Here is a 21,373-nt window from a genome sequence, read left to right on the forward strand (position 1 = left end):
TTTTTAATCTTTAAATAAAATCTTGTTTATCATCAATTTAAATTTTTCATCGCTAAAATAATCTTGAAAAGGATACGCAGGTTCTTTAGAATTAAGCCTATCAATAATTAAAGCTTCTAATTTTTGTTTTACTTCTTCTTTATTATTACAATCAGCAATGTATTTTTCGTCTTTAATGATTGTTCGTAATTCACTCTTTGGTGGCGAAATTGATAAAACTGGTTTATAATAAGCTGCTAAAAAAGGGGCTTTACCAACTAAAATATTACAATATAATGGTCCATTTTCGAGAATAATAGTAATATCAGTTTCGTGAATTTGCTCGAACGATGAATTAGAAAAATTCAAACAATCCAAAATTAAAATATTGGGAGTTTTGGCATACTTTATTCTTAAGTTTTCCAGATTTACCCCTTTAATTCTTACAACAAACTCACTTTGCTCCTGATATATTTGGTTTGAATTTACCAACTCTTCATAACTATCTAACAAAATATCTATATTCCTCCCGAACTGTATTGCTCCATGGTAGGAAATAGTCACTTTTTTATTCTTTTTAAGGATTTGGCTAGTATCGGACAAATCAAAAACTTTTTCAGTATACTGATGCGGTAAAGCGTAAAACTTTTTTTGAGAACCATATAAATACTGCATGTCTCTCGCTAAAAAAGCTGTAGCGATGCAACTTTTAGCCTGGGCAACAACTTGATTCATCATTTTCATCCTAAAAAGTTCTAAATTTGTCAAATAACTTGTCGACCCTGCACACCAAAAGAAAGGAAATGGTTCATGAAAATTAATTATGGCATGTTTTAAAATCGGCAAGTCTCTGCTAGCCAATAGCATTTCGTGCTCCAAACCTGCGCTCCTAATAAATATATGGTCATACCTTTTATAGTCAATCTTTGCAATCTCAGTTGCATATACTTTATGAATGTGTTTTTCTTTGAGTGAAATATTAAATAATCTCCAGTATATTTTATTGAGCAATAACGTCGAAAACGGTATATTTAAGTCCAATACTTTTTCTAGAATAGAGTTTATTGGAAGCAAATCTAATCGATCTTCACTTGCATATTGTTTCAAATAAACAACATCAATTATAGACTCAGGATAAGTTATACGTAGCTTTGCTAAAAAAGAACGAGAAATAATCCCTTGACTAGTTCCCGAAACTCTTAAATCTTGTTCTATTACTAAAAATTTCATAATCCTATTTTATTTTTTTTACTACCATTTTCATCGCTTTACAGATAAACAAAAAATAGCTTTTTATGTATAATTGAGAAAAATATAATATTGTAAATAATCTCCAAAAACGGATATTTTTTTTATTATCTAAAAACGTTTTCTCCAATTTTTGCTTCAAAACAGCAATTTCGCTTTCATTAAAAAAAGCACTTTTTTCTTTTAATAGATAATGGTAAAATCCAAAAGTACCTACATTCTTTAAAACCAAGTTATCAGTTTTAGAAGTGATATTATCACCACTTAATCTAAAATAAACGACTACTTCATTAATGGTGTAAAGCAACTCAAAATTAGAAACCTCCACTACTGCTAAGATATCCGAATACCAGGCAAGCGGGAAGTTTTTGAACTGTACTTCTTTTAAGACCGAAGTTTTGAAAATAAATTCGCTCAGGGAACTACGTGTTCCTCCTTTAAATTTTCGCATTAAGAAATCAGTGGATCGCTCCAATTCTGGATGTTTATAAACGTCTGATAAAGGCAAATTATTTTGATCAATAACCACAGTGGCGTACCGAATTACATTGACCTTGTTTTTTATAATTTCGTCTAAATTTTTATAAAAACTAGTTACACAATTGGAATCAAGAACATCATCATCACATAAAAACATCACCCATTCTTCTTCCTGAACTTGTGTTAAACAACGCTCCCATTGTTGTGTTAAATAGATGGATCCCAAATTATTATTATAATATTGATAATCAAAATCAAATTGATTTTGATATTTTTCTAAAAGTGCAGCTGGATTATCTTTACTAGCATCATTACCAATGTAAACTTTAAATCGTTTGTCTTTTTGATCGGCTAAAGACTGTAAAGTAGCTTCAAAAAAACGAATTTTATAATAAGGGATAACGATGGCTAACAAAACGAATATTTTATTTGATTAACTTTTCAAAAAAGTATTTACAAGTTTTTAAGATGCGTAGTTTAAGTACTATTTTTTTTAACAAAAACCCCAACCTGTAAGTATTGGTTACCTTTACTTGATTGAGTCGACCCTTAAAATAACCTGCTGATTTATAATATCTAGTTAATAAAACTATTGTGAGCTTTTGGTACTCCTCAGCTGACAAATAAGGTTTTAGATACTGATATGCTCTAATAAAGTCATCTAACATATCCACTGATTGTGTCATACTGTTCGGATTCTTTCTATAGAGAGCCAAAGGTCTATCGATAAAAATAGTTTTACAATTGTTTTTATAAATAAGAATCCATAATATCCAATCTTCCTTTGCCTTTAACTCCTCTGGAAACCGAAAGTGTAGAAACAAGGAAACCGCAAAAAATCCGCAATGGATCGGTATGGTAAAGCCATTTTCCCAATCGTACAATAGCTTGTCAAAATTAAATAAATCAGCAGACAATTTACAATAGGGTATTGAGGACTGAGCAGGATCATTAACAAACATTCTGAAGTTTGAAATTATAATATTATTCTCAATATCAAATTGAACTGCTTTTAAAGAGAATTCTAGTTTCCTTGAATCTAAATAATCGTCAGCATCTAAAAACTGAATAAAATCACCCATTGCTACTCTAAGTCCTGCATTTCTAGCACTACTTAAACCACCATTTTCTTTGTAAATATATTTAAACCGATTATCTCTATCTAACCACACTTTAGCAACTTCGTCAGTGATATCAGGACTACCATCATTTACAATAATACATTCCCATTTATCATATGTTTGCGCCAATACTGATTGCAAGGTTTCATCAAGGTATTGTGCTTGAATGTAACAAGGGATAATTATGGAAACTAGTGAATTCATCGAACTAATTGAATTAAAAATCGTCTAATAAATTTTAAAATAGCAATTGCAGAAAAAATATAAATATACTCATATGCAAGCTGTAACCATTCTACCAAAGTAAGTTTTTGTTTTCGTTTCAAAGAAACCTCTGTTTCATACAACAATTCAATTCTTTCTTTTTTTGTTAGTTTAATAATTCGTGAATTCATTAAATCTTTTAAAAACATAAGCTGCGAAGTGTTTTTCTCCTTTAAATTATCCTTTTTCCCTGAAATACTCAGATGTGTTTGCCTAACCAAAACGACAGTAGAATTAATTGTATAAATATCCTTAAAATCAGAGAACATTAGCCATGCCATGTCATCACTATTCCAAGCTAATGGATACTGTCTAAATTTAAACTGTAAGTATATATTTCTTTTAAAAATATACTCGGATAATGAACTTCTTGTTTTTCGTTTTAATTTTCTCCAATATGAGGATTTAGCTGTTTCCAGTTTAGGATGTAAAAAAACATTTGAAAAAATTTCTCCAATTCCATCAATCAATTGACTTGCAAAACGAACTAGATTACTTTCTTCTTTAATTATTTCAGATAAATTCTCATAAAAAGATTCAACAACATTTTCTCCCAAAACATCATCATCTCCCAAAATCATTATCCATTCTTCATTTCTAGACAAATCTATGCAACGTTCCCATTGCTTTGTTAATGAAGTACCACCTAAATTACTATCAAATCTTTTGTAAACAATATTAAATTTTCTAATGTATTTTTCTAATAAATTACTCGGATTTTCGATACTAGCATCGTCACCAATATAAACATTAAAGCGTTGATCAGTTTGATTAGCCAATGACTTCAAAGTATCTTCAAAAAAAGTTAATTTATAGTACGGGATAATTATAGCGAGCATTTAGTTTATTTATATTTCTTTACTATTAATTTAAATAAATCTAATATTCCAATTTTATCTGATAAATCACGAATTTTAAAACCCAGCTTGTAACTATTTGAATTTTTTATATTTTGAAATTTTAGTTCATTATAAATAATTTTATCGTTTAAAAAACTAATCTTTTTAGTCAACAATTTTTCAAAATCAGAGTCCTTAAGTCTGTTTTTCAAATAAATTAAAGAAGCAAAATAATTAGTCTCCATTATCTTTTTATCCTTTGTCATACTAGCTTGGTGAAGTCTATAACCTACTAAAACCTCATCAATAAATATACTCTTGGGATTATTTTCAAATATTGATATCCACATCATCCAATCTTCTTTGGCTTTTAATTCGATTGGAAACCTAAAAACATCAAAAAAAGATTTTTTAAAAAAGCCACAATGAATTGGTATTGAAAATTGTATATCCCAATTTAATAGAATGTTTTCATAATTCAAATACTCTGCTTTCAAAACGCAAAATGGCTCGGTACTTTCATCACAATCATTTGTAAACATTCTAAAATTAGACACTACAATTAGAGCATTCTCTCTGATAATGTTAGTTAATGACAATTCTAATTTGTTACTAACTAAAATATCATCTGAATCCAAAAACTGCATAAATTCTCCCTCTGCTATTTCAATTCCAGCATTCCTAGCACTACTTAAACCCCCATTTTCTTTATAAATATATTTAAATCGAGGATCCTTGCGCAACCATTCTTGCGCAACTTTATCAGTATCATCTGGACTTCCATCATTGACAATAATACATTCCCAATTACTATACGTTTGATCTAAGACAGATTGCAACGCTTCAGGTAAATACTGTGCTTGATTGTAGCAGGGAACTATTATGGAAACTTTAGTCATTTTATACTATAATTGATAAAAGATTTACAAGTGAATTTAAAAAACTCCTTAAAATTTAAGCGTTCATTTATGTTTGTAAAAACTTTTAAATAGTCTATCAAATTAGACATCGAGTAAGATTTTTTACTCTTGAAGTAATATTTTATAAATCTGGATTCTAGATTTGTCCAGTAATTATAAAAACTAACTTTATTAAAAAATTCACTTTCATTGGCAACAATCACTATTTTTTTTAATAGTAAAAATTTTAAAAAATCTTCGAAACTTAATTTTTCCCTACTATCAATTGCTTTTAAATAAATTTTCTTTTGATCAGCATTAATGTTTGGGCTCATGTAAGTCAGTAATTTAAAACGCACTAATTTTGCGATTTCTAGCTGTCTGTCCGATTGACGACGCGATACTTGTCCATTATGTGAACGATACAATAACAAAGATTCTTGAATATTATATAATTTTCCAATCATTAATAATTTAATCCACAAATCATAATCTTCAGCAGGCTCCATATTTGGATCGTAAGTCAACTTATGTTTAAACAGTGTACTTTTTCTCAGCATTACACTCGGATGTACGATACAATTACCAGATAAGAGACTGATTTTTATGTCTTCATGGAATTGTGGTAAATTTATAAATCCATCGTCGCCGATAATAGAAAAATTAGAACCACAAAGCACAACGTCTTCATTTGCTTCCATAAAGGCGACCTGCTTTTCAAAACGAGTTGCTAAACAAATATCATCTGCATCCATTCTACCTATGTACCTACCTTTGGCAATAGACAAAAGATAATTTAAGCTATTAGAAATTCCAGTGTTTTCTACTTTTTCAAAAATTATAATTCGTTCATCTTGATAAGATTTGCAAATTTGCAACGTCGCGTCTGTTGAGCAATCATCAATAATAAGAAATTCAAAATCGGTATAAGTTTGATTTAAAATGCTGTCAATAGCTTCCTTTACGTACATCGCACAATTGAATACAGGCATTAAAACAGATATTTTAGAACGCAAAAGCATAAGTTATTTAGTTAGCTTTTTCTGAACCTTATCTTTCAAAGCACTAATAAACAAATTATAATAAAATTTAATTGATTCTTTCAAATTTAGAATTCCATCATATTTTCTATTCATTTGTTCTAATCCACCTTCCTTAATCCTTAAAAGTTCTGGGTGCACTAGATGCGCACCGGAAAAACTATTCATAATGATTATTTTTTTTATCAGTTCTGGATTTTTAGAAAATAATAATATATTTTGCTTATACCAACAGTCCACGTTTGTATTTTCCCAAAACATAGGTCTTATAACATCATAGCAAATAAAACCTTGTTTTTGAAATTTAGAAATCCAATAAGCTGGCTCTCTTTCGTTTAAATGATTTTGACCACCTTGATTAGGAATCGCTGCTGAAAAAATTATGGTATCACCCAATTTAGTTAATGTTTCCACAAAGATATCCGCACTGTCCTCTTTTAAATGTTCCGCTACTTCTAAAGAAATAACCAGATCAAAATTCCTATCAGAAATATAAGGTGTTTCAAGATTATGTTCGATAAATAAATTAATATTGATTTTCAAGGATTGTTTGTTGACATAGTCACCATCTATACCTATAAAGTCAGAAACCTTATTATCGTTGAATACTTTTAACCAGGTTCCAGTACCGCACCCTACATCAACCACAGATTTTGGATTTACTAGATCCATAATAAATGGTACTATTTCCCGTGCGGCGGAAAAGTTGTGAACACTCTCGTCATGCACATATCTTACTTCTTCGCTTAATATATTATTGAAATTTAATTTCCTCATCGTAAAAAAAATTTAACTTTTCTTGAATAGGTTTGCGTTCATCGAGAACTGTTAACACATTAAAATAAAAAGCATCGGTTACTATGTCAACGTTACTCTCTTCGTCACCAAAATAAATATCAACAGTATATTTTTTTGACTTTATAATTCTAAAAACAGGAAACAATAAACTAATTGAATCTTCTGCATTTTTAGATTTTAAATTATCTTTAGTATTTCTATTGTTCAGTCCTAAAATCTCTAGACCATTAATATCCTTAATTACAATTCCAAGGACTGGCTCTCTATATTTGTAAGGGTTTTTAAATTTAAATTTAAACTGTACTAAACTGCCTGTCAATAAAGTGCTTGTTCTGAAATTATTGCAAAATAATTCCACACCAATAATTCCAAAATTTTTATTTTGTTTAGATGGGTGGTTGCTAATATCGAAATATCCATTTTCCAGTTGGGTATTAGTAGTTAATTTTTCATTTGACATTAAATAATAATCGACTGCTTCGTCAATTTCATCATCGAGAACTACTCCCCCATTCTCCAAAACAATTCCTCTTGTGCACAAGCTCTTAACAGCCGCCATATTATGACTCACAAACAAAACCGTCCTGCCTTCACCTTTAGAAATATCCTGCATTTTACCTATCGCTTTCTTCTGAAACTCGGCATCACCCACGGCTAAAACTTCGTCTATTACTAAAATTTCCGGCTCTAGAAATGCGGCAACTGCAAAGGCGAGTCGCACCGTCATACCAGAACTATAGCGTTTTACAGGTGTATCTATATAACGCTCACAACCAGAGAAGTCTATTATTTCGTCCAATTTTGAAGTGATTTCTTTTTTGGTCATTCCTAAAATAGCTCCGTTCAAAAAGATATTTTCTCTACCGGTCATTTCGCCATTAAATCCTGTCCCCACTTCGAGCAATGAAGCAATACGTCCACGAGATTTTATACTACCTGTTGTAGGTGCTGTAACTTTAGATAAGATTTTTAAAAGTGTCGACTTTCCTGCACCGTTTTTACCAATTATCCCTAGCACTTCCCCCCGTTCTACCTCAAAATTAATGTCCTGCAAAGCCCATACATAATCAGTAGAACCTTTTGTGCTGCGATCATTAACATCACCTATTTTTAAATACGGATTTTCCTTTCCACGCACCTGATGCCACCAGCGGTTTAGGTCGTGACTCAACGTACCAGTCCCCACTTGGCCCAAGCGGTATTGTTTCGAAATGTTCTCTGCTTTAAGAATGATGTCTTTCATTTTTTATTTGATATTCTAATGCTGCAAATCAATACTAATTAATAAAATTTGAAATTAATTTTAATCACTTAAACTGTTTGTATCAAGGATATTTAAATAGTTTCTACCGCTTCGCACTCTAAATCCCAATTTGTATTGACACTAGATACTTTTCGTAACGATATTATTTTTTGTTAGAATTAAAAGTTAATTCTCTACGATTTTAGGATTCCTTTTTATTTAAACGGTATCAATAAAACTCTTCTCTGTTTTATTAAAAATCAAGATACCTATTAATAACAAAACTACTGTTACTATAGTTGTGTAAGTCAATCCTAATATGGAAATCTCACCTACATTAAGTAACATAAATCGTGTTGTTTCAATGATATATGCCAGTGGATTATAATGTACGAGCCACGCATAATTAGGTATTTTTTCTTCAATTAATGCTAAAGGATACATCACCGCCGAAACGTACATTAATAATTGCACACCGAAATTTATTAGGTAACTAAAATCTCTATATTTAGTAACTAGAGAAGAAATAAACATTCCTAATCCTAGTCCTAATATACCCATTAATACAATCAATAATGGGAAAAATAGCACCGCAGGATTAAGACTAATTGCTGCACCTTGAACGAAATAGTAAATATAAAAAACGACGAAAATAAAAAACTGAATTCCGAATTTAATCAAATTAGACACTACAATTGATATAGGTACAATTAATCGTGGGAAATAGACCTTACCAAAAATTCCAGCATTACTGCCAAAGGTATTTGAAGTTCCAGTAAGACAAGCGGTGAAATAATTCCAAATAGTGATTCCTGCTAAATTAAATAAAAACGGCGGGACGGTTCCTGTACTGATTCCTGCTAAATTATTAAAAATAATGGTAAATGTAATAGAGGTAAATAAAGGTTGTATCAAGTACCAAAGCGGCCCTAAAACGGTTTGTTTATACATGGTGACCACATCTCTTTTTACAAAAAGAAATAGCAAATCTCTATATTGCCAAACCTCCTTTAAATTGAGAGTGAAAAATTTATTTTTTGGTGTTATTTCAAACAACCAAGTGGTGTTTTTTTGTTCTAAATTATTCATTAATAGATGCTCAAATATAATTTAAGTACTTGCAATTAAGGTGTTTAAATTTTAAAATATATAATAAAGATAAGGCTGTGGCAAAAGTTTAAATATACGGCGAATATAGAAAAGAAATAAGAAGTGCTAAAATTTTAAGTAATAATTCTATTAAAGATTATTTACTAAGGATTATAAATAAAAAAGCATCCAGATTGAACTGGATGCTTTTTTATTTAAATCTCATTTATATTATAAAATACTAGATAAAAAGGTCTTTGATACTTTAAAATTTATTAATTCGGGTTTTGTACTATTGCTGGATTTGCATTAATTTCTGCCCTTGGGAACAACCATTGCCATCTTTTGTCACCAGCAGGAATACTCATTACATTTGCAACTGATGTGATGTGATTAGACGTTGTAGCCGGAAGCGTTGTAGGTCCAGTTCTATCCAAAGCTGAATTAGTTCTTTTTAAATCGTAAAATCTAAATCCTTCGCCCCATAATTCAATTCTTCTATTTAATAAAACTTCGTCAATTAGCGCTTGACCAGTAGCTGTAGATCTAACATAAGCGGCATTTCTTGCTGTAACTAAGTTAAACAAAATTTGAGATGCTGTTGGGTCATTTAACCTTGCTTTTGCCTCAGCTTCGATAAGGAACATTTCAGCAATACGCATGTAAGGAACGTCACATCTACTGTCTCCAGTGCTAACCGATAGAAATTTTTGACTTGTGAATGGAAATGAACGTGCTGTAGAAACTAAAGTAATATTAGGATGTGCTCCAGTTCTACTAAAAAGTGTAGAACGTACATCTGTCGCTGGAAAACGATCTAATAATTTATTAAAAATAGCTTTAGGGCAAGAACGAATCACCGTTGAACTATAATTACGTGACATGTAAGCTCCAAAATTAGCAAAGGATTCTGATTGAAGTTCATTAACAAAACTTCCCCACATCCATTCAGAATTCGTGTACGAATTGAAACCTGAGGTATAAGCAGCCGGTGTCATTAATGTTTTGCCTGATCTTGCTGCTGCAGCAAATGTAGAGGCTGCTGGCCAATTTTGTTGAACTAATGCCACACGAGCTTTTAAACCCTGAGCAACTCTTAAATCTAAATGAGAATTATTAGGCTTGTTATAACCAACTAATAACAATAGGGCTGCATCGATATCTTTATTGATTTGCGTATAAACATCCTCAACAGTAGATCTTGGCAATTTTTCATTCGATACTTTTAGAGCAAGTGGAATTCCCAATTGAGAATTTGGAATCGCTGTTGCATCATATCTTTTTCCGTATAGTTGTACTAACTGGAAATGACAAAATGCTCTATACAATAACGCTTGTCCTTTGATTATCTTTTTATCAGCCTCAGGTCCATTTGCAATATCAACAGCGTCTAGTATTGTATTTGCATTTCGATTGATTCTATAAAAAGTTCTGTATGGAAATGCAACATCTTGAGAATTTTCATTGCTTAAACCCGTCCAGTTGTAAACGCCTAGGAACCAACCATTAGATATTGGATACACGATGTCCTCGCCAGCGATATCTACTGCTTGCATAACGCCCGCAATTCCGGTTTCATTTTGTCCTTCATATCTAATATATAAAGAACGGTGTATTCCATTTAAAGAGGAATATAAATTAGCTGTTGTTGCAGTAGCAGATGCATAATCAACAAATTCTGTTGGTTTTTTTACTAAAAAATCTTCTGAACAGGAGCTTAATGATAGTACCGATAATACCATCAATAAAAGTTTTTTGTTTTGTATTTTCATGATATTAAATTAAAAGTTTAAATTGATTCCTAATGAAATTATTCTAGAAGGTGCAAACCTATTTTGTGTAGTTCCATTAAAATTAGCTTGAGGATCCATTCCTGATCTTTTTGTGAACAACGCTAAATTTTCACCATTTACGTAAAATTTAGCTGCATCAATATTTAATTGTGAAATTATATTTTTAGGTAACTTGTATGATAATGATACTTGTCTCAAAGAAATATAGTCTGAATCAATTAACCAACGATCAGAGGCTGCTGAATTTTGTGGGTTTCTACTGATATTGACTGCTGGAACATTTGTAATATCGCCTGGCTTTTGCCATCTGTTTAAGATGTCACTATGCAACGCAGAACCATACGTAATTCCTGAGTGCATTAATGCAGCATAATTAGAATCGTATGTTTTACCTCCTACTTGATAGGTCATCAAAACATCCACTTGAAAACTACCAAGTTTGAAAGTATTTGAAACACTACCAAATAAGTCCGGTAGAGCAGATCCGTGATATTTATATAATGCTTTGTTTTGGTTTATAGTAACATTTACTCCATTCACTACTCTAGAATCAGTGTCAGTTGGATTTGTCAGTAAAGGATCTACTACATATAAAGCATACCCGTCTGCAGCATCTACACCATACCAGTCTCTCAACCAATAATCATAAATCGAGGAACCTACAGTGTATTTTTTAGTTCCAGTAATAATTTCTGCTTGTGGTAATGCAGTAATTTCATTTTTAATAGTAGAAGCATTTACATTGATGTTCCATGAGAAGTTATTTGTTTTCACGATCATTGCGTCAACTCCAACTTCAATACCTTGGTTGAACATAGAACCAATGTTTTCAACCTTTGAATCTAAACCGGATGAAACTGGAACTGGCACATCAAAGATTAATCCGTCAGTAGTTCTATTATAATATTCTACTGCACCTCGTAATCTACCATTGAAAAATGAAAAATCTAATGCGATATCCTTTTGTGTATTTTTCTCCCATTTTAAGTTTGGTGCACCTTGATCATTTGTAATAACACCGCCTTCATTAGCATTGTTAAATCCTAATGAAAATGTAGGTGCTCCAATATAGTAACTCAATCCACCATTACTAATGTGCGAATCATTACCCACTTCACCAAAAGATCCTCTAAGTTTCAACTCATCAGCCCAAGTCACTCCTTGCATAAATGATTCCTTTGTGATATTCCACGCAGCTCCTACAGAATAAAAATTACCCCATTTATTAGCTTCTGCGAATTTAGAAGAACCATCTCTACGGAATGAACCGGATAGGATATAACGACCATCATAATCATAACCAACTCTAGAAAAGAATGATTCCGTAGCGTAATTTCTTGTATAAGAAGTTAGATCAGAAACCGTTATATAATTGATGAATTCTGTATTATTAGGAACATTCTGAATCCTTTTTGAACCAAATAAATAATTAAGTTCATAATCAAAACTTTCATGTCCAAATAATGCGCTAAAATTATTTTTATTTACACTTTTAGTGTATTCTAATAATTGATTAAATGTTATACCAGTTTGAATCGTATTTGATCGGGAGGCGTATCCGTCAGGTGCTCCATCTCCAATTAATTTATTCCAAAAAACATTGTTGTTTGAATGTGTATTATCAAATGCAAAATTGGTAGTGAATTTAAAATCATTCAGGAATCTAAATTCAGCGTAAGTACGTGCATTTACAGTAAGAGCTTTGTTTCTGTCAATATTGTTTAATGTTTCATAGACAACGTTTCTTCCATTTGAAGCTCCAGATCCACGTATTTGAGAATAAACCGGCTGTCCTATAGCATCTAAAACTACCGCTCCAGTTGCGTCATGCTCAAAAACTGGGTAAATTGGACCCATGTAACGATTTGTTCTAAAAGGATTGTTGAAAGATGAGGTGTTATTTGCTCCATCTACAGCTTGGTTAGAATTAGTGTAAATTCCAGTGAGGTTTAAACCAGTCTTAAACCATTCTTTCAATTTCGTATTTACATTTAAACGAGCAGTTGTTCTCTTAAAATCTGAATTTTTAATTGCTCCCTCCTCACTTAAATCACCTAGCGATACGAAATAATCTGTTTTTTCTGTTCTACCTTGGTAATTAAAGTCAACGTTACGTCTAACACCTACTCTTTCTAATTGCTTTTCCCAACTTAAATCATCAGGATATAGCAATTGTGCAGCAGGATTCAATTTTCCGTTAGCATCAAATAAATTAGTAGTTGCTACGTTAAAAGGATTGGTAACAAGGTCTAGTGGAGTTCTAGTCGATGCAAAAGCGTTAGCAGTTGCAAGAAGTGCAGGAGTACTCATAGGTCTACTGTTTCTGATTGCTTCCCAAGTGATTGGGTAATAATCAAAAGCATTAATCCTATCATATTCAGGAATACCACGAGAAGACAAACCAGTGCTTACGTTTAGAGTAAATTTATCTTTATCTGAAGTTCCTTTCTTTGTTGTGATTATAATAACCCCATTAGCCGCCTTAGAACCATATAAAGAGGTTGATGCTGCATCTTTTAAAATAGTTTGACTTTCAACATCAGCCGCATTGATATTACTGATATCTCCTGTAAACGGTACACCATCAACAATATATAAAGGAGTATTAGATCCACTTATAGAACTAAAACCTCTAATTCGTATTGCTGGTTGAGAACCTGGCTGACCTGCACCACTTTGAAATTGAACACCTGAAACGGCGCCTTCCAATCCAGCAAGAACGTTTGTAGTAGGTCTATTAACTAAGGCTTCCCCTTTTACAGAAGTTGCCGATCCTGTATACGAGGACTTCTTAGCCTGACCGTATGCAATTATTACTACTTCTTCTAGATTTTGCGAATCAGATACTAATTTAACGTTCACTGTGTTAGAAGCTCCAACTGTTACAGAGGAATTGTTCATCCCTACAAATGAGAAGATCAAAACATCTCCTGCTTTCGCTCTAATGGAATATTTACCATCAAAATCAGTTTGAATTCCGTTTTTTGAACCTTTAATAATAACATTCGCTCCGGGAATAGCACCACTGGCATCCGAGACCACACCTGAAACAGTTTTCTCTTGTGCAAAAGAAAGCTGAATAGAGAACACTATTAATAGTGTTAGAATCCAATTGATTTTTAATTTCATTTTTGTTTTGTTTGATTTTGTTTGATTTTGTTTATGACGCAAAACTCACAATAAAATATTAAATAAGCAATAATTAACATAAAATATATTTTTATTTAACATTTGTCCAATAAAAAACTGTTTAAGTCCGAGAATTATTGAATTAAAAATGACTTATTTTGCATAAAAAAACATTGATGCTACTCCCTTTTTTCGTAATAAATAATTTGGAATGCGGCACAGATGAAGCCGGTCGTGGCTGTCTCGCAGGACCAGTAACAGCTGCAGCAGTGATACTTCCCAGAGGTTTTAAAAATGAAATTTTAACAGATAGCAAACTGTTGAATGAGAAGACTAGAATAGAGCTAAGACCTTTGATAGAGGAGCAAGCGATAACGTTTTCGTTAACATACATAGACTCGTCAGAAATTGACTCCATAAATATATTAAACGCATCAATAAAAGCGATACAAGAATCTATTTTAAATTTAAAACCTGAACCAAAATATATTATTGTTGATGGAAATACCTCGATAAATCACATTCCCTTAATTTGTTCAGCCAGTGGTATTATTTTAAATACGGCAAAAAAATTCACTACAGATGGAGATAATTTTTTCAATGGAATTCCTTTTAGCTGTATCGTAAAAGGAGATTCAAAATATTTGAGTATTGCCGCAGCTTCAATTTTAGCAAAAACGTATCGTGATGATTATATGAACACCATACATGAGGAATTCCCGATGTATAACTGGAAAAAAAATAAAGGATATCCCACTAATGAACATCGTGAAGCGATAAAAAAATACGGAGTGACAAAGTACCACCGGAAGAGTTTTAAGTTACTGCCGGAGCAACTAAAATTGGAAATTTAATCAGGTCTCCTCTCGATTTTTAATACTTACAAAATAAAAGTGAGTAGATCTATAAAAAATGTATTTATGAAGGAATAAATTACAATAAAATAATATACAAATTAATTCCGCAAAAAAACAAAAGGATACTTTATGATATTAGTGGTTTCTTTGTAATATTTGTGGTTAATAGATGAATTCGGCTTCAAATAATTCTTTAAAATGCTTGACAATTTTTGCTTTTACTTCCTCTTCGCTTACGCTTTCAACACCCAGTTCAACTTGTAAAGAAGTGACCGCTTTTCCACGTATACCACACGGAATAATATTATCAAAATAACCTAAATCAGCATTGACATTCAATGCAAAGCCATGCATAGTTACCCAGCGGGAAGCGCGAACTCCCATGGCACAAATCTTTCTTGCAAATGGTGTTCCTGCACCCAACCAGACTCCGGTTTCACCCGCGCTACGACCGGAAGTAATTCCATATTCAGCAAGAGTTAGGATAATAGCTTCTTCAAGCAATCGCAAGTATTTATGAATATCAGTAAAGAAATTTTCTAAATCAAGAATGGGATACCCCACAATTTGTCCTGGTCCGTGGTACGTAATATCGCCACCACGATTTATTTTGTAAAAAGTCGCTCCTTTAGCTTCCAATTGTTTTTCTGAAAGCAACAAATTACTTAAATCACCGCTTTTTCCTAAAGTATAAACATGAGGATGCTCTACAAAAAGGAAATAATTAGGTGTTGGCAAATTTAATTCCTCTCTCCTATTTCTAATTTTTAAATCAACAATTTCTTTGAATAACTCTTCTTGGTATTCCCAAGTTGCTTTATAATCATTGTTTCCTAAATCTTGAAGTTGGATCGTTTTATTCATTTCTTAAAAGAGGCAAAGGTTTGGAGCGGTAAAGGTACAAAGTTTTTAAGAAGGAATAAGTCGTTATAATTACACTTCTGTCAAGTCGAGCGCAGCAGAGACTAATTAAATGAGTCTCGGCTGCGCTCGACTTGATAACAAAAGCGATTACTTAATTCAAACTTGTTAATCCAAAATCACTTCAAGTGCCGTAATTTCTGGATTTTGATAACAGTCAGCTAACGCAAACTCAATTCTCAAGCTTTTCTTGTCGTCACTGAGTATTGCTCTAGAATTTGAGACCGATTTTATTTTTTGTGAAAAATGGTAGCATAGAGCATACGTTTGCACTAATTTAAATCCCGCTAATTGAGATTGTATTTCTTGAATTTTTTTTTGCTGTTTCGTTAATTCTTCTTGATCAGTAATGATTATTTTTCTTTTAAAAGTATTTCCAATAAATGTGTAACTCACTGCGTAATAATGTTCCTCAGCAGCTAAAGCATAATTGTGTTTTAAATTATCAGCGTAATTTTCTGTTTTATAGAGGTCTGGAACATTCTCTATTTTATCAAAATTTAAAGAAATTGTGGTGCGGAATTCTTTATCGAAAGAACTTTTTTTGATGTGTACTTTTACGTCTTTATATTTGTTGAAGATCTCCTTTTCGTTCACAGGAAGTTTTACAAAATCAGCTGCATACTTAGTTATATATTCAATAAAAACGTAGGTTGTGTCAATAAATTTTTCTTCAGCAGCATAATCACTACCCATTAGTTGCATGTAACTTTGTTCATCACGAAGGTTTACTGTTTCTATTGTTCCGCTTCCATCTGGGTTGATGTGAATGGTTTCAGTGACTTGACAACTTACGATTAATATCAAAATAACGAATGAGAGGAAGCAGCGTTGCGTTTTCAAATTATCTATGCTTTTTTTGAGTTCATATTTAGTGACGAATGTATGAATTATGTGGGATTTATAGCCCAGATTGAAGTGAAAATCCTTTTTATTGCGGTAGCGAATAAAAAGATTGCAACGGAAAGCTGGAAAGGGCTCCAAAAAAACAGTCTCATTTTGCAACTTTAAGACAGATAGAGTATCTTTGCGCTCTTAAAAAATAGCATAAAATGGCCTTATCAGAACAAGAAATCATCAGAAGAGAAAAACTTCAATCTTTACGCAATTTAGGAATCAATCCTTATCCTGCCAATCTTTTTCCTGTAAATCATACTTCGAAACAGATCAAGGAGCAGTTTGAAGACGGTAAGAAGGTGATTGTTGCTGGGCGTTTGATGAGTGTTCGTGACCAAGGAAAAGCTTGTTTCGCTGAATTACAGGATAGTGAGGGACGAATACAGCTGTATTTGAACCGCGATGTTTTATGTCCTGGTGATGATAAAATGATGTATAATCAGGTTTTTAAAAAATTAACTGATTTAGGTGATTTTATAGGAATTGAAGGGGAATTATTTACCACTATGGTTGGCGCTCAATGTATTCGCGTTGATGTATTTACTTTTTTAAGTAAAACATTGCGTCCCTTACCATTACCAAAAGTAGATGAAGAGGGTAAAATTCACGATGCTTTTAACGACGCAGAACTGCGTTACAGAATGCGTTATGTCGATTTAACGGTCAATGAGCATGTAAAACAAACGTTTATTAAGCGTACTAAATTGTTTAATGCCATGCGTACCTTTTTTAATACTGCTGGATATCTAGAAGTAGAAACTCCAGTTTTACAGCCTATTGCGGGTGGAGCGGCAGCACGACCATTTACAACGCATCACAACTCACTTGACATTCCGTTGTACATGCGTATTGCAAACGAATTATATTTAAAAAGACTAATTGTAGGTGGTTTTGACGGCGTTTATGAATTTTCTAAAAACTTCCGCAATGAAGGAATGGATAGAACGCACAATCCTGAATTTACTGCCATGGAAATATATGTAGCCTACAAAGACTACAACTGGATGATGGAATTTGCTGAGGAGCTTTTAGAATATTGTGCCGTTGCAGTCAACGGAACTTCGGATGTTACTTTTGGTGAACACCAAATTAGCTTTAAAGCTCCTTATGCCCGTATAACCATGACAGATTCTATCAAACATTTTACTGGTTTTGACATTTCAGGAAAGAGTGAGACGGAACTTTTTGATGCTGCAAGAGGCATGGGAATCGATGTGGATACAACAATGGGTAAAGGTAAATTGATTGATGAGATTTTTGGCGCTAAATGCGAAGGGAATTATATTCAGCCCACGTTTATCACTGATTACCCAAAGGAAATGTCGCCTTTGTGCAAAGAGCACCGCGATAATCCTGAATTGACAGAACGTTTTGAATTAATGGTTTGTGGAAAAGAAGTGGCAAACGCCTATTCTGAATTGAACGACCCTATTGATCAAAGAGCCCGTTTTGAGGACCAAATGCGACTTGCGGAAAAAGGGGACGATGAAGCCACTGGAGTGATAGATGAGGATTTCCTAAGAGCATTAGAATATGGAATGCCACCAACATCAGGAATGGGAATAGGAATGGATCGATTGATCATGTACTTGACAAATAACGCTTCGATTCAAGAAGTATTATTATTTCCACAAATGAGACCGGAGAAAAAACAAGTGCAATTAGAAGAAGATGAGAAATTAATTGTTTCTATTTTGAATGCTAACGGCAATGTTATGGAATTTGGAGCACTTAAAACTAAATCAGAACTGAGCGGGAAAAAATGGGACAAAGCCATGAAAAACTTATCAGGACTTGGAATGACTGAGGTTGTGGTTGAAGGTGATGTTAAGGCTTGTAGGTTGAAAGGATAATTTATTATATATCAGAATATTGAAAGGAACTTCGTGATGGAGTTCCTTTTTTTTATGCTTGTTTGCGATTTTAATTTCTTTACGCTTGAAAAAAATTATAACCTTAATCTCATAAGGTTAAATAAGTCATAAAATTCATACGCTAATCAATTTTAAAACTACATTTGGATGAACAAAAAACATACTAACATGAAAAAAATTACTATATCGATTTTAGCCTTATTTGCTTTTGCCTTTGCCAATGGTCAAGCCAAAGAAGGTCAAGTATCAAAAGGCAAATGGCTTATTGAAGCCAATACTGGTTTTGGAAGAAACGTAGGAACTACCGCCATATATTTTAGTTCTTCGGACGGGATCACTTCCTACAACATTGGAGCTGAAGGAGGATTTTTTATCAAAGACAATCTAGCACTTAAGTTAGGCTTAGGATATGGAGAAATAGATGGAGTCGGCGAACCGATTGCTTATAAAATTGGAGCCAAATACTACTTGAAAACAATGATTCCTATCGAGATTTCTTATAATGGAGTCGGTTTTGGTGACGCAGATGCTAATCCAACCTTCATAGGCGCTCAAGTTGGTTATGCAGTATTTTTCGGTAAGAATGTCAGTATCGAACCTGGAATTCGTTATAACATGGCTACACACAAACAATATTACGATAATAGTTTACAATTTAACATTGGGTTTGCGCTACATTTTTAAAACAGTAATGAGCGCACTATGCAGCCCACCATAAAAAAGGAACAATAGTCTCACAGATGTCATATCGTGTTTAAATTATAAATTAAACTCCATTAATAATTTAGACTAAATTATTAATGGAGTTCTAGATACAAACAATAATTTGAGCGATTGATGCACCAAGTTGTGTCTATAAACCAAAACTAATATTCAAAAAGAAATTTATTCCTTTTCGAGGAATAGCGTTCCAATCTGAAAAAGTAGTGTAATATTGATCTAAAATATTCTCTGCGCCTGCTTTTACATACCATTTACTGTGATCCACTTGAAAGGCATAACTCGACGCAAAGTTTAGAATAGCATAATCCGGCGTTCTTTTTTCTCCGTAAAAAAGACTGTATTGGGCGTGAACCGCATTTCCTTGAACAGAAATTTCCGAGGAAAATTTTTCTACTTTATATTGGAATGAAGCAGAGTAACGCAACGGACTTATAAAAGGTAAATTCTCTTTTTCATAATCTTGTCCGTAGCTGTAAACCAACTGCCCAGCCCATCTAAAGTTCATGTCAAATTGATATTCGATATCCAAATCAGTATTAAAAATAGTAGCATAATTTAGTGCACTATAAATTTTTATTCCGCTTGCGCCAATAGTCATCGGAATCATATTCTCGGTTGGTTTACCAACGATATAATTCGAGATATGAAAATAGGAAGACGAGATTTTAGTGCTTAATTTTTTGGTTCTGAAACCAATAAAAGCATTCGCTTCTGATGATTTTTCATTTCTTAATTCTGGATTTCCGATATAATCGTATCTATCAAAACTATTGAACAAATAAAATCCATATCCCTCAGAAACCGATGGCGCACGCTCCCCATAAGCCAGTCCAAATCCATATTGAAATCCATTTTTATTGTAGGTGTAATTTGACGAAATACTTTTTAAAATTCTATTTTTACTAGCTTTCATAGTGGGATAGAAAATTTGTAAACTTTCAAGTCCTAAATCATTAGCAATTACATTAGAATGATTTGCGGCACTTACTGAAAACTTCAAACTGGACTGACTGTTCAAAAGAATCGAATCCTCTACAAACAACCCATTATAAAGTGTTCGCACATCTGGCCAAGTAAACATGAACATCAAACTTTCGTTTGGATCGCTCGGATACATCGTCATTTCAGCAACAGATCGGTTATAAAATGAATTCAAATCAACCGTAAAATGATGGCTTTTAAAAACTCCTTTGGCTTTTGAATAGAATCCGTACGTATCGCTCCAGCCGGGCATATCCATGTGAATAGGTACAAAAGGACGTTTAGTATCATCCATCCTGTGAGTGATGGTGTTGTAATAAATTTTAGTTTCCCAATTTTTAATATTCGAAGCCTTTGGAACATACTCAAATTTCAATGAAGTGATTAAAGCTTCCGCTAAAGAAACATCCATAGGAAGGGCCGGATAGCCCACATCAGTTGCTTTATCATAGATTAAGGATGCTTCTAACATTTTATTTTCATCAAAAGAAAAACCAGAGGTAGCAGAAATATTAAATTTTCTAAACTGCGAAAATAAAACTTCTTGATTGTTACCCGCAGTATAATTTTCGGCATCGCGATACATGAAATCAGTATCGATATAAAATCGATTGTTTGCGTAATTGACCGCCGATCCTAAAATTTTTTGATTGCTGTTGCTTTCAAAACCGGAATTTATTAAAACATCCCAACCAGAATTAACAAATCCGCTGCGGCTTCTTTTTAAATCAATAGATCCACCAATGGTCGCCCCGTGATTCCCACCCTGCTGCCCTGATGTAATTGTGGCTTCCGATAAATTTGAAATCTCAACATAGGAAGTTATTGGATCCATTTTATCAGTACAAGCCCCAAAAACACGCATTCCATCTATGGTTATTAACGTTCGTTCGGTAGTCATATTATTAAGGATAGGCTCCCAAGCATAACTGCCCCTTTTAATCATTCCCACTTTTCCCGACTGTTGCAAATACTCCTCCACTGCAGCCAGTGGCTTATTTTGCTGCTGGTATAATTGCGTTTTTTTTCCAATTACAATCACTTCTTTTAGTGTTTTTGGCACGACAGTATCTGTAACTTGGTCTTGTGCAAAAAGAGGTATCGAAGTAAAATATAATAGTACAAAGCCGTATAATTTCTTTTTCATGATAGAAAAATTACAAAAAGGCCAATACGATTGCTGCCAATACATTCAATT

At 32.8% G+C, this 21,373-nt stretch carries 17 protein-coding genes; 3 read left to right on the top strand and 14 right to left on the bottom strand.

The annotated features are described in order from the left end of the window. Nucleotides 1–3: 3 nt before the first annotated feature. The 11 genes from BUA99_RS07055 to BUA99_RS07110 form a co-directional block, all read right to left on the bottom strand. Nucleotides 4–1,209, bottom strand: coding sequence for a hypothetical protein (locus tag BUA99_RS07055; protein WP_072990128.1), 1,206 nt, complete (start codon nucleotides 1,207–1,209; stop codon nucleotides 4–6). A gap of 4 nt (nucleotides 1,210–1,213) precedes the next feature. Next, the gene (locus tag BUA99_RS07060; protein ID WP_072990131.1) at nucleotides 1,214–2,122 is read right to left on the bottom strand and encodes a glycosyltransferase family 2 protein; all 909 of its coding nucleotides are present in this window, start codon (nucleotides 2,120–2,122) and stop codon (nucleotides 1,214–1,216) included. 10 nt (nucleotides 2,123–2,132) lie between these two features. Continuing rightward, nucleotides 2,133–3,032, bottom strand: coding sequence for a glycosyltransferase family 2 protein (locus BUA99_RS07065; RefSeq protein WP_072990134.1), 900 nt, complete (start codon nucleotides 3,030–3,032; stop codon nucleotides 2,133–2,135). Further along, the gene (locus tag BUA99_RS07070; protein ID WP_072990137.1) at nucleotides 3,029–3,931 is read right to left on the bottom strand and encodes a glycosyltransferase family 2 protein; all 903 of its coding nucleotides are present in this window, start codon (nucleotides 3,929–3,931) and stop codon (nucleotides 3,029–3,031) included. Before BUA99_RS07070 ends, BUA99_RS07065 begins: the two co-directional genes overlap by 4 nt. A 5-nt stretch (nucleotides 3,932–3,936) precedes the next feature. Further along, complete coding sequence (locus tag BUA99_RS07075) at nucleotides 3,937–4,830, bottom strand: glycosyltransferase family 2 protein (protein WP_072990139.1); 894 nt, start codon at nucleotides 4,828–4,830, stop codon at nucleotides 3,937–3,939. Then, the gene (locus BUA99_RS07080; protein ID WP_159430930.1) at nucleotides 4,827–5,846 is read right to left on the bottom strand and encodes a glycosyltransferase family 2 protein; all 1,020 of its coding nucleotides are present in this window, start codon (nucleotides 5,844–5,846) and stop codon (nucleotides 4,827–4,829) included. The genes BUA99_RS07075 and BUA99_RS07080 overlap by 4 nt, the downstream gene beginning before the upstream one ends. Before the next feature lie 9 nt (nucleotides 5,847–5,855). After that, nucleotides 5,856–6,647 (bottom strand): class I SAM-dependent methyltransferase, encoded by a 792-nt coding sequence (locus BUA99_RS07085; RefSeq protein WP_072990143.1) that lies wholly within the window; start codon nucleotides 6,645–6,647, stop codon nucleotides 5,856–5,858. Beyond that, complete coding sequence (locus tag BUA99_RS14825; protein ID WP_084673496.1) at nucleotides 6,625–7,911, bottom strand: ABC transporter ATP-binding protein; 1,287 nt, start codon at nucleotides 7,909–7,911, stop codon at nucleotides 6,625–6,627. The genes BUA99_RS07085 and BUA99_RS14825 overlap by 23 nt, the downstream gene beginning before the upstream one ends. Nucleotides 7,912–8,130: 219 nt before the next feature. Further along, the gene (locus tag BUA99_RS07100; RefSeq protein ID WP_072990145.1) at nucleotides 8,131–9,000 is read right to left on the bottom strand and encodes an ABC transporter permease; all 870 of its coding nucleotides are present in this window, start codon (nucleotides 8,998–9,000) and stop codon (nucleotides 8,131–8,133) included. Between the two features lie 275 nt (nucleotides 9,001–9,275). Next, nucleotides 9,276–10,772: a RagB/SusD family nutrient uptake outer membrane protein gene (locus BUA99_RS07105; RefSeq protein WP_072990146.1), complete on the bottom strand. Its 1,497-nt coding sequence runs from the start codon at nucleotides 10,770–10,772 to the stop codon at nucleotides 9,276–9,278. A gap of 9 nt (nucleotides 10,773–10,781) precedes the next feature. Next, on the bottom strand, nucleotides 10,782–13,922 hold the full coding sequence (locus BUA99_RS07110) for a SusC/RagA family TonB-linked outer membrane protein (protein WP_084673503.1): 3,141 nt from the start codon (nucleotides 13,920–13,922) through the stop codon (nucleotides 10,782–10,784). Between the two features lie 176 nt (nucleotides 13,923–14,098). Between BUA99_RS07110 and BUA99_RS07115 the strand changes: the two genes are divergently transcribed. Then, a complete protein-coding gene (locus tag BUA99_RS07115; protein WP_072990148.1) occupies nucleotides 14,099–14,776 on the top strand; it encodes a ribonuclease HII in 678 nt (225 codons plus the stop codon). A 165-nt stretch (nucleotides 14,777–14,941) separates the two neighbouring features. Here BUA99_RS07115 and lipB read toward each other — a convergent pair whose 3' ends face one another. Then, nucleotides 14,942–15,643, bottom strand: coding sequence for a lipoyl(octanoyl) transferase LipB (gene lipB / locus BUA99_RS07120; protein ID WP_072990150.1), 702 nt, complete (start codon nucleotides 15,641–15,643; stop codon nucleotides 14,942–14,944). A gap of 165 nt (nucleotides 15,644–15,808) precedes the next feature. Beyond that, a complete protein-coding gene (locus tag BUA99_RS07125) occupies nucleotides 15,809–16,507 on the bottom strand; it encodes a hypothetical protein (RefSeq protein ID WP_234972926.1) in 699 nt (232 codons plus the stop codon). A gap of 245 nt (nucleotides 16,508–16,752) precedes the next feature. On the opposite strand from BUA99_RS07125, the gene lysS reads away from it, so the two are divergent. After that, the gene (gene lysS / locus BUA99_RS07130) at nucleotides 16,753–18,450 is read left to right on the top strand and encodes a lysine--tRNA ligase (RefSeq protein WP_072990154.1); all 1,698 of its coding nucleotides are present in this window, start codon (nucleotides 16,753–16,755) and stop codon (nucleotides 18,448–18,450) included. 189 nt (nucleotides 18,451–18,639) lie between these two features. Continuing rightward, entirely contained in the window at nucleotides 18,640–19,155 is a 516-nt protein-coding gene (locus BUA99_RS07135; RefSeq protein WP_072990156.1) for a hypothetical protein, read from the top strand. Between the two features lie 169 nt (nucleotides 19,156–19,324). Here the strand turns inward: BUA99_RS07135 and BUA99_RS07140 are convergent, their stop codons facing one another. Beyond that, nucleotides 19,325–21,322 carry a TonB-copper family protein gene (locus tag BUA99_RS07140; RefSeq protein ID WP_072990158.1) on the bottom strand — a complete coding sequence of 666 codons (1,998 nt, stop codon included), beginning with the start codon at nucleotides 21,320–21,322 and terminating at the stop codon, nucleotides 19,325–19,327. Between the last annotated feature and the right edge of the window lie 51 nt (nucleotides 21,323–21,373).

This window comes from Flavobacterium segetis (assembly GCF_900129575.1).
In the GTDB taxonomy this organism is placed as follows: Bacteria; Bacteroidota; Bacteroidia; order Flavobacteriales; family Flavobacteriaceae; genus Flavobacterium; species Flavobacterium segetis.

Coding starts and splice junctions, on each gene's coding strand:
- BUA99_RS07105 (WP_072990146.1), bottom strand. CDS start 10,772: ATGAAAATACAAAACAAAAAACTTTTATTGATGGTATTATCGGTACTA.
- BUA99_RS07135 (WP_072990156.1), top strand. CDS start 18,640: ATGAAAAAAATTACTATATCGATTTTAGCCTTATTTGCTTTTGCCTTT.
- lysS (WP_072990154.1), top strand. CDS start 16,753: ATGGCCTTATCAGAACAAGAAATCATCAGAAGAGAAAAACTTCAATCT.
- BUA99_RS14825 (WP_084673496.1), bottom strand. CDS start 7,911: ATGAAAGACATCATTCTTAAAGCAGAGAACATTTCGAAACAATACCGC.
- BUA99_RS07140 (WP_072990158.1), bottom strand. CDS start 21,322: ATGAAAAAGAAATTATACGGCTTTGTACTATTATATTTTACTTCGATA.
- BUA99_RS07075 (WP_072990139.1), bottom strand. CDS start 4,830: ATGACTAAAGTTTCCATAATAGTTCCCTGCTACAATCAAGCACAGTAT.
- BUA99_RS07110 (WP_084673503.1), bottom strand. CDS start 13,922: ATGAAATTAAAAATCAATTGGATTCTAACACTATTAATAGTGTTCTCT.
- BUA99_RS07115 (WP_072990148.1), top strand. CDS start 14,099: ATGCTACTCCCTTTTTTCGTAATAAATAATTTGGAATGCGGCACAGAT.
- lipB (WP_072990150.1), bottom strand. CDS start 15,643: ATGAATAAAACGATCCAACTTCAAGATTTAGGAAACAATGATTATAAA.
- BUA99_RS07055 (WP_072990128.1), bottom strand. CDS start 1,209: ATGAAATTTTTAGTAATAGAACAAGATTTAAGAGTTTCGGGAACTAGT.
- BUA99_RS07070 (WP_072990137.1), bottom strand. CDS start 3,931: ATGCTCGCTATAATTATCCCGTACTATAAATTAACTTTTTTTGAAGAT.
- BUA99_RS07065 (WP_072990134.1), bottom strand. CDS start 3,032: ATGAATTCACTAGTTTCCATAATTATCCCTTGTTACATTCAAGCACAA.
- BUA99_RS07100 (WP_072990145.1), bottom strand. CDS start 9,000: ATGAATAATTTAGAACAAAAAAACACCACTTGGTTGTTTGAAATAACA.
- BUA99_RS07085 (WP_072990143.1), bottom strand. CDS start 6,647: ATGAGGAAATTAAATTTCAATAATATATTAAGCGAAGAAGTAAGATAT.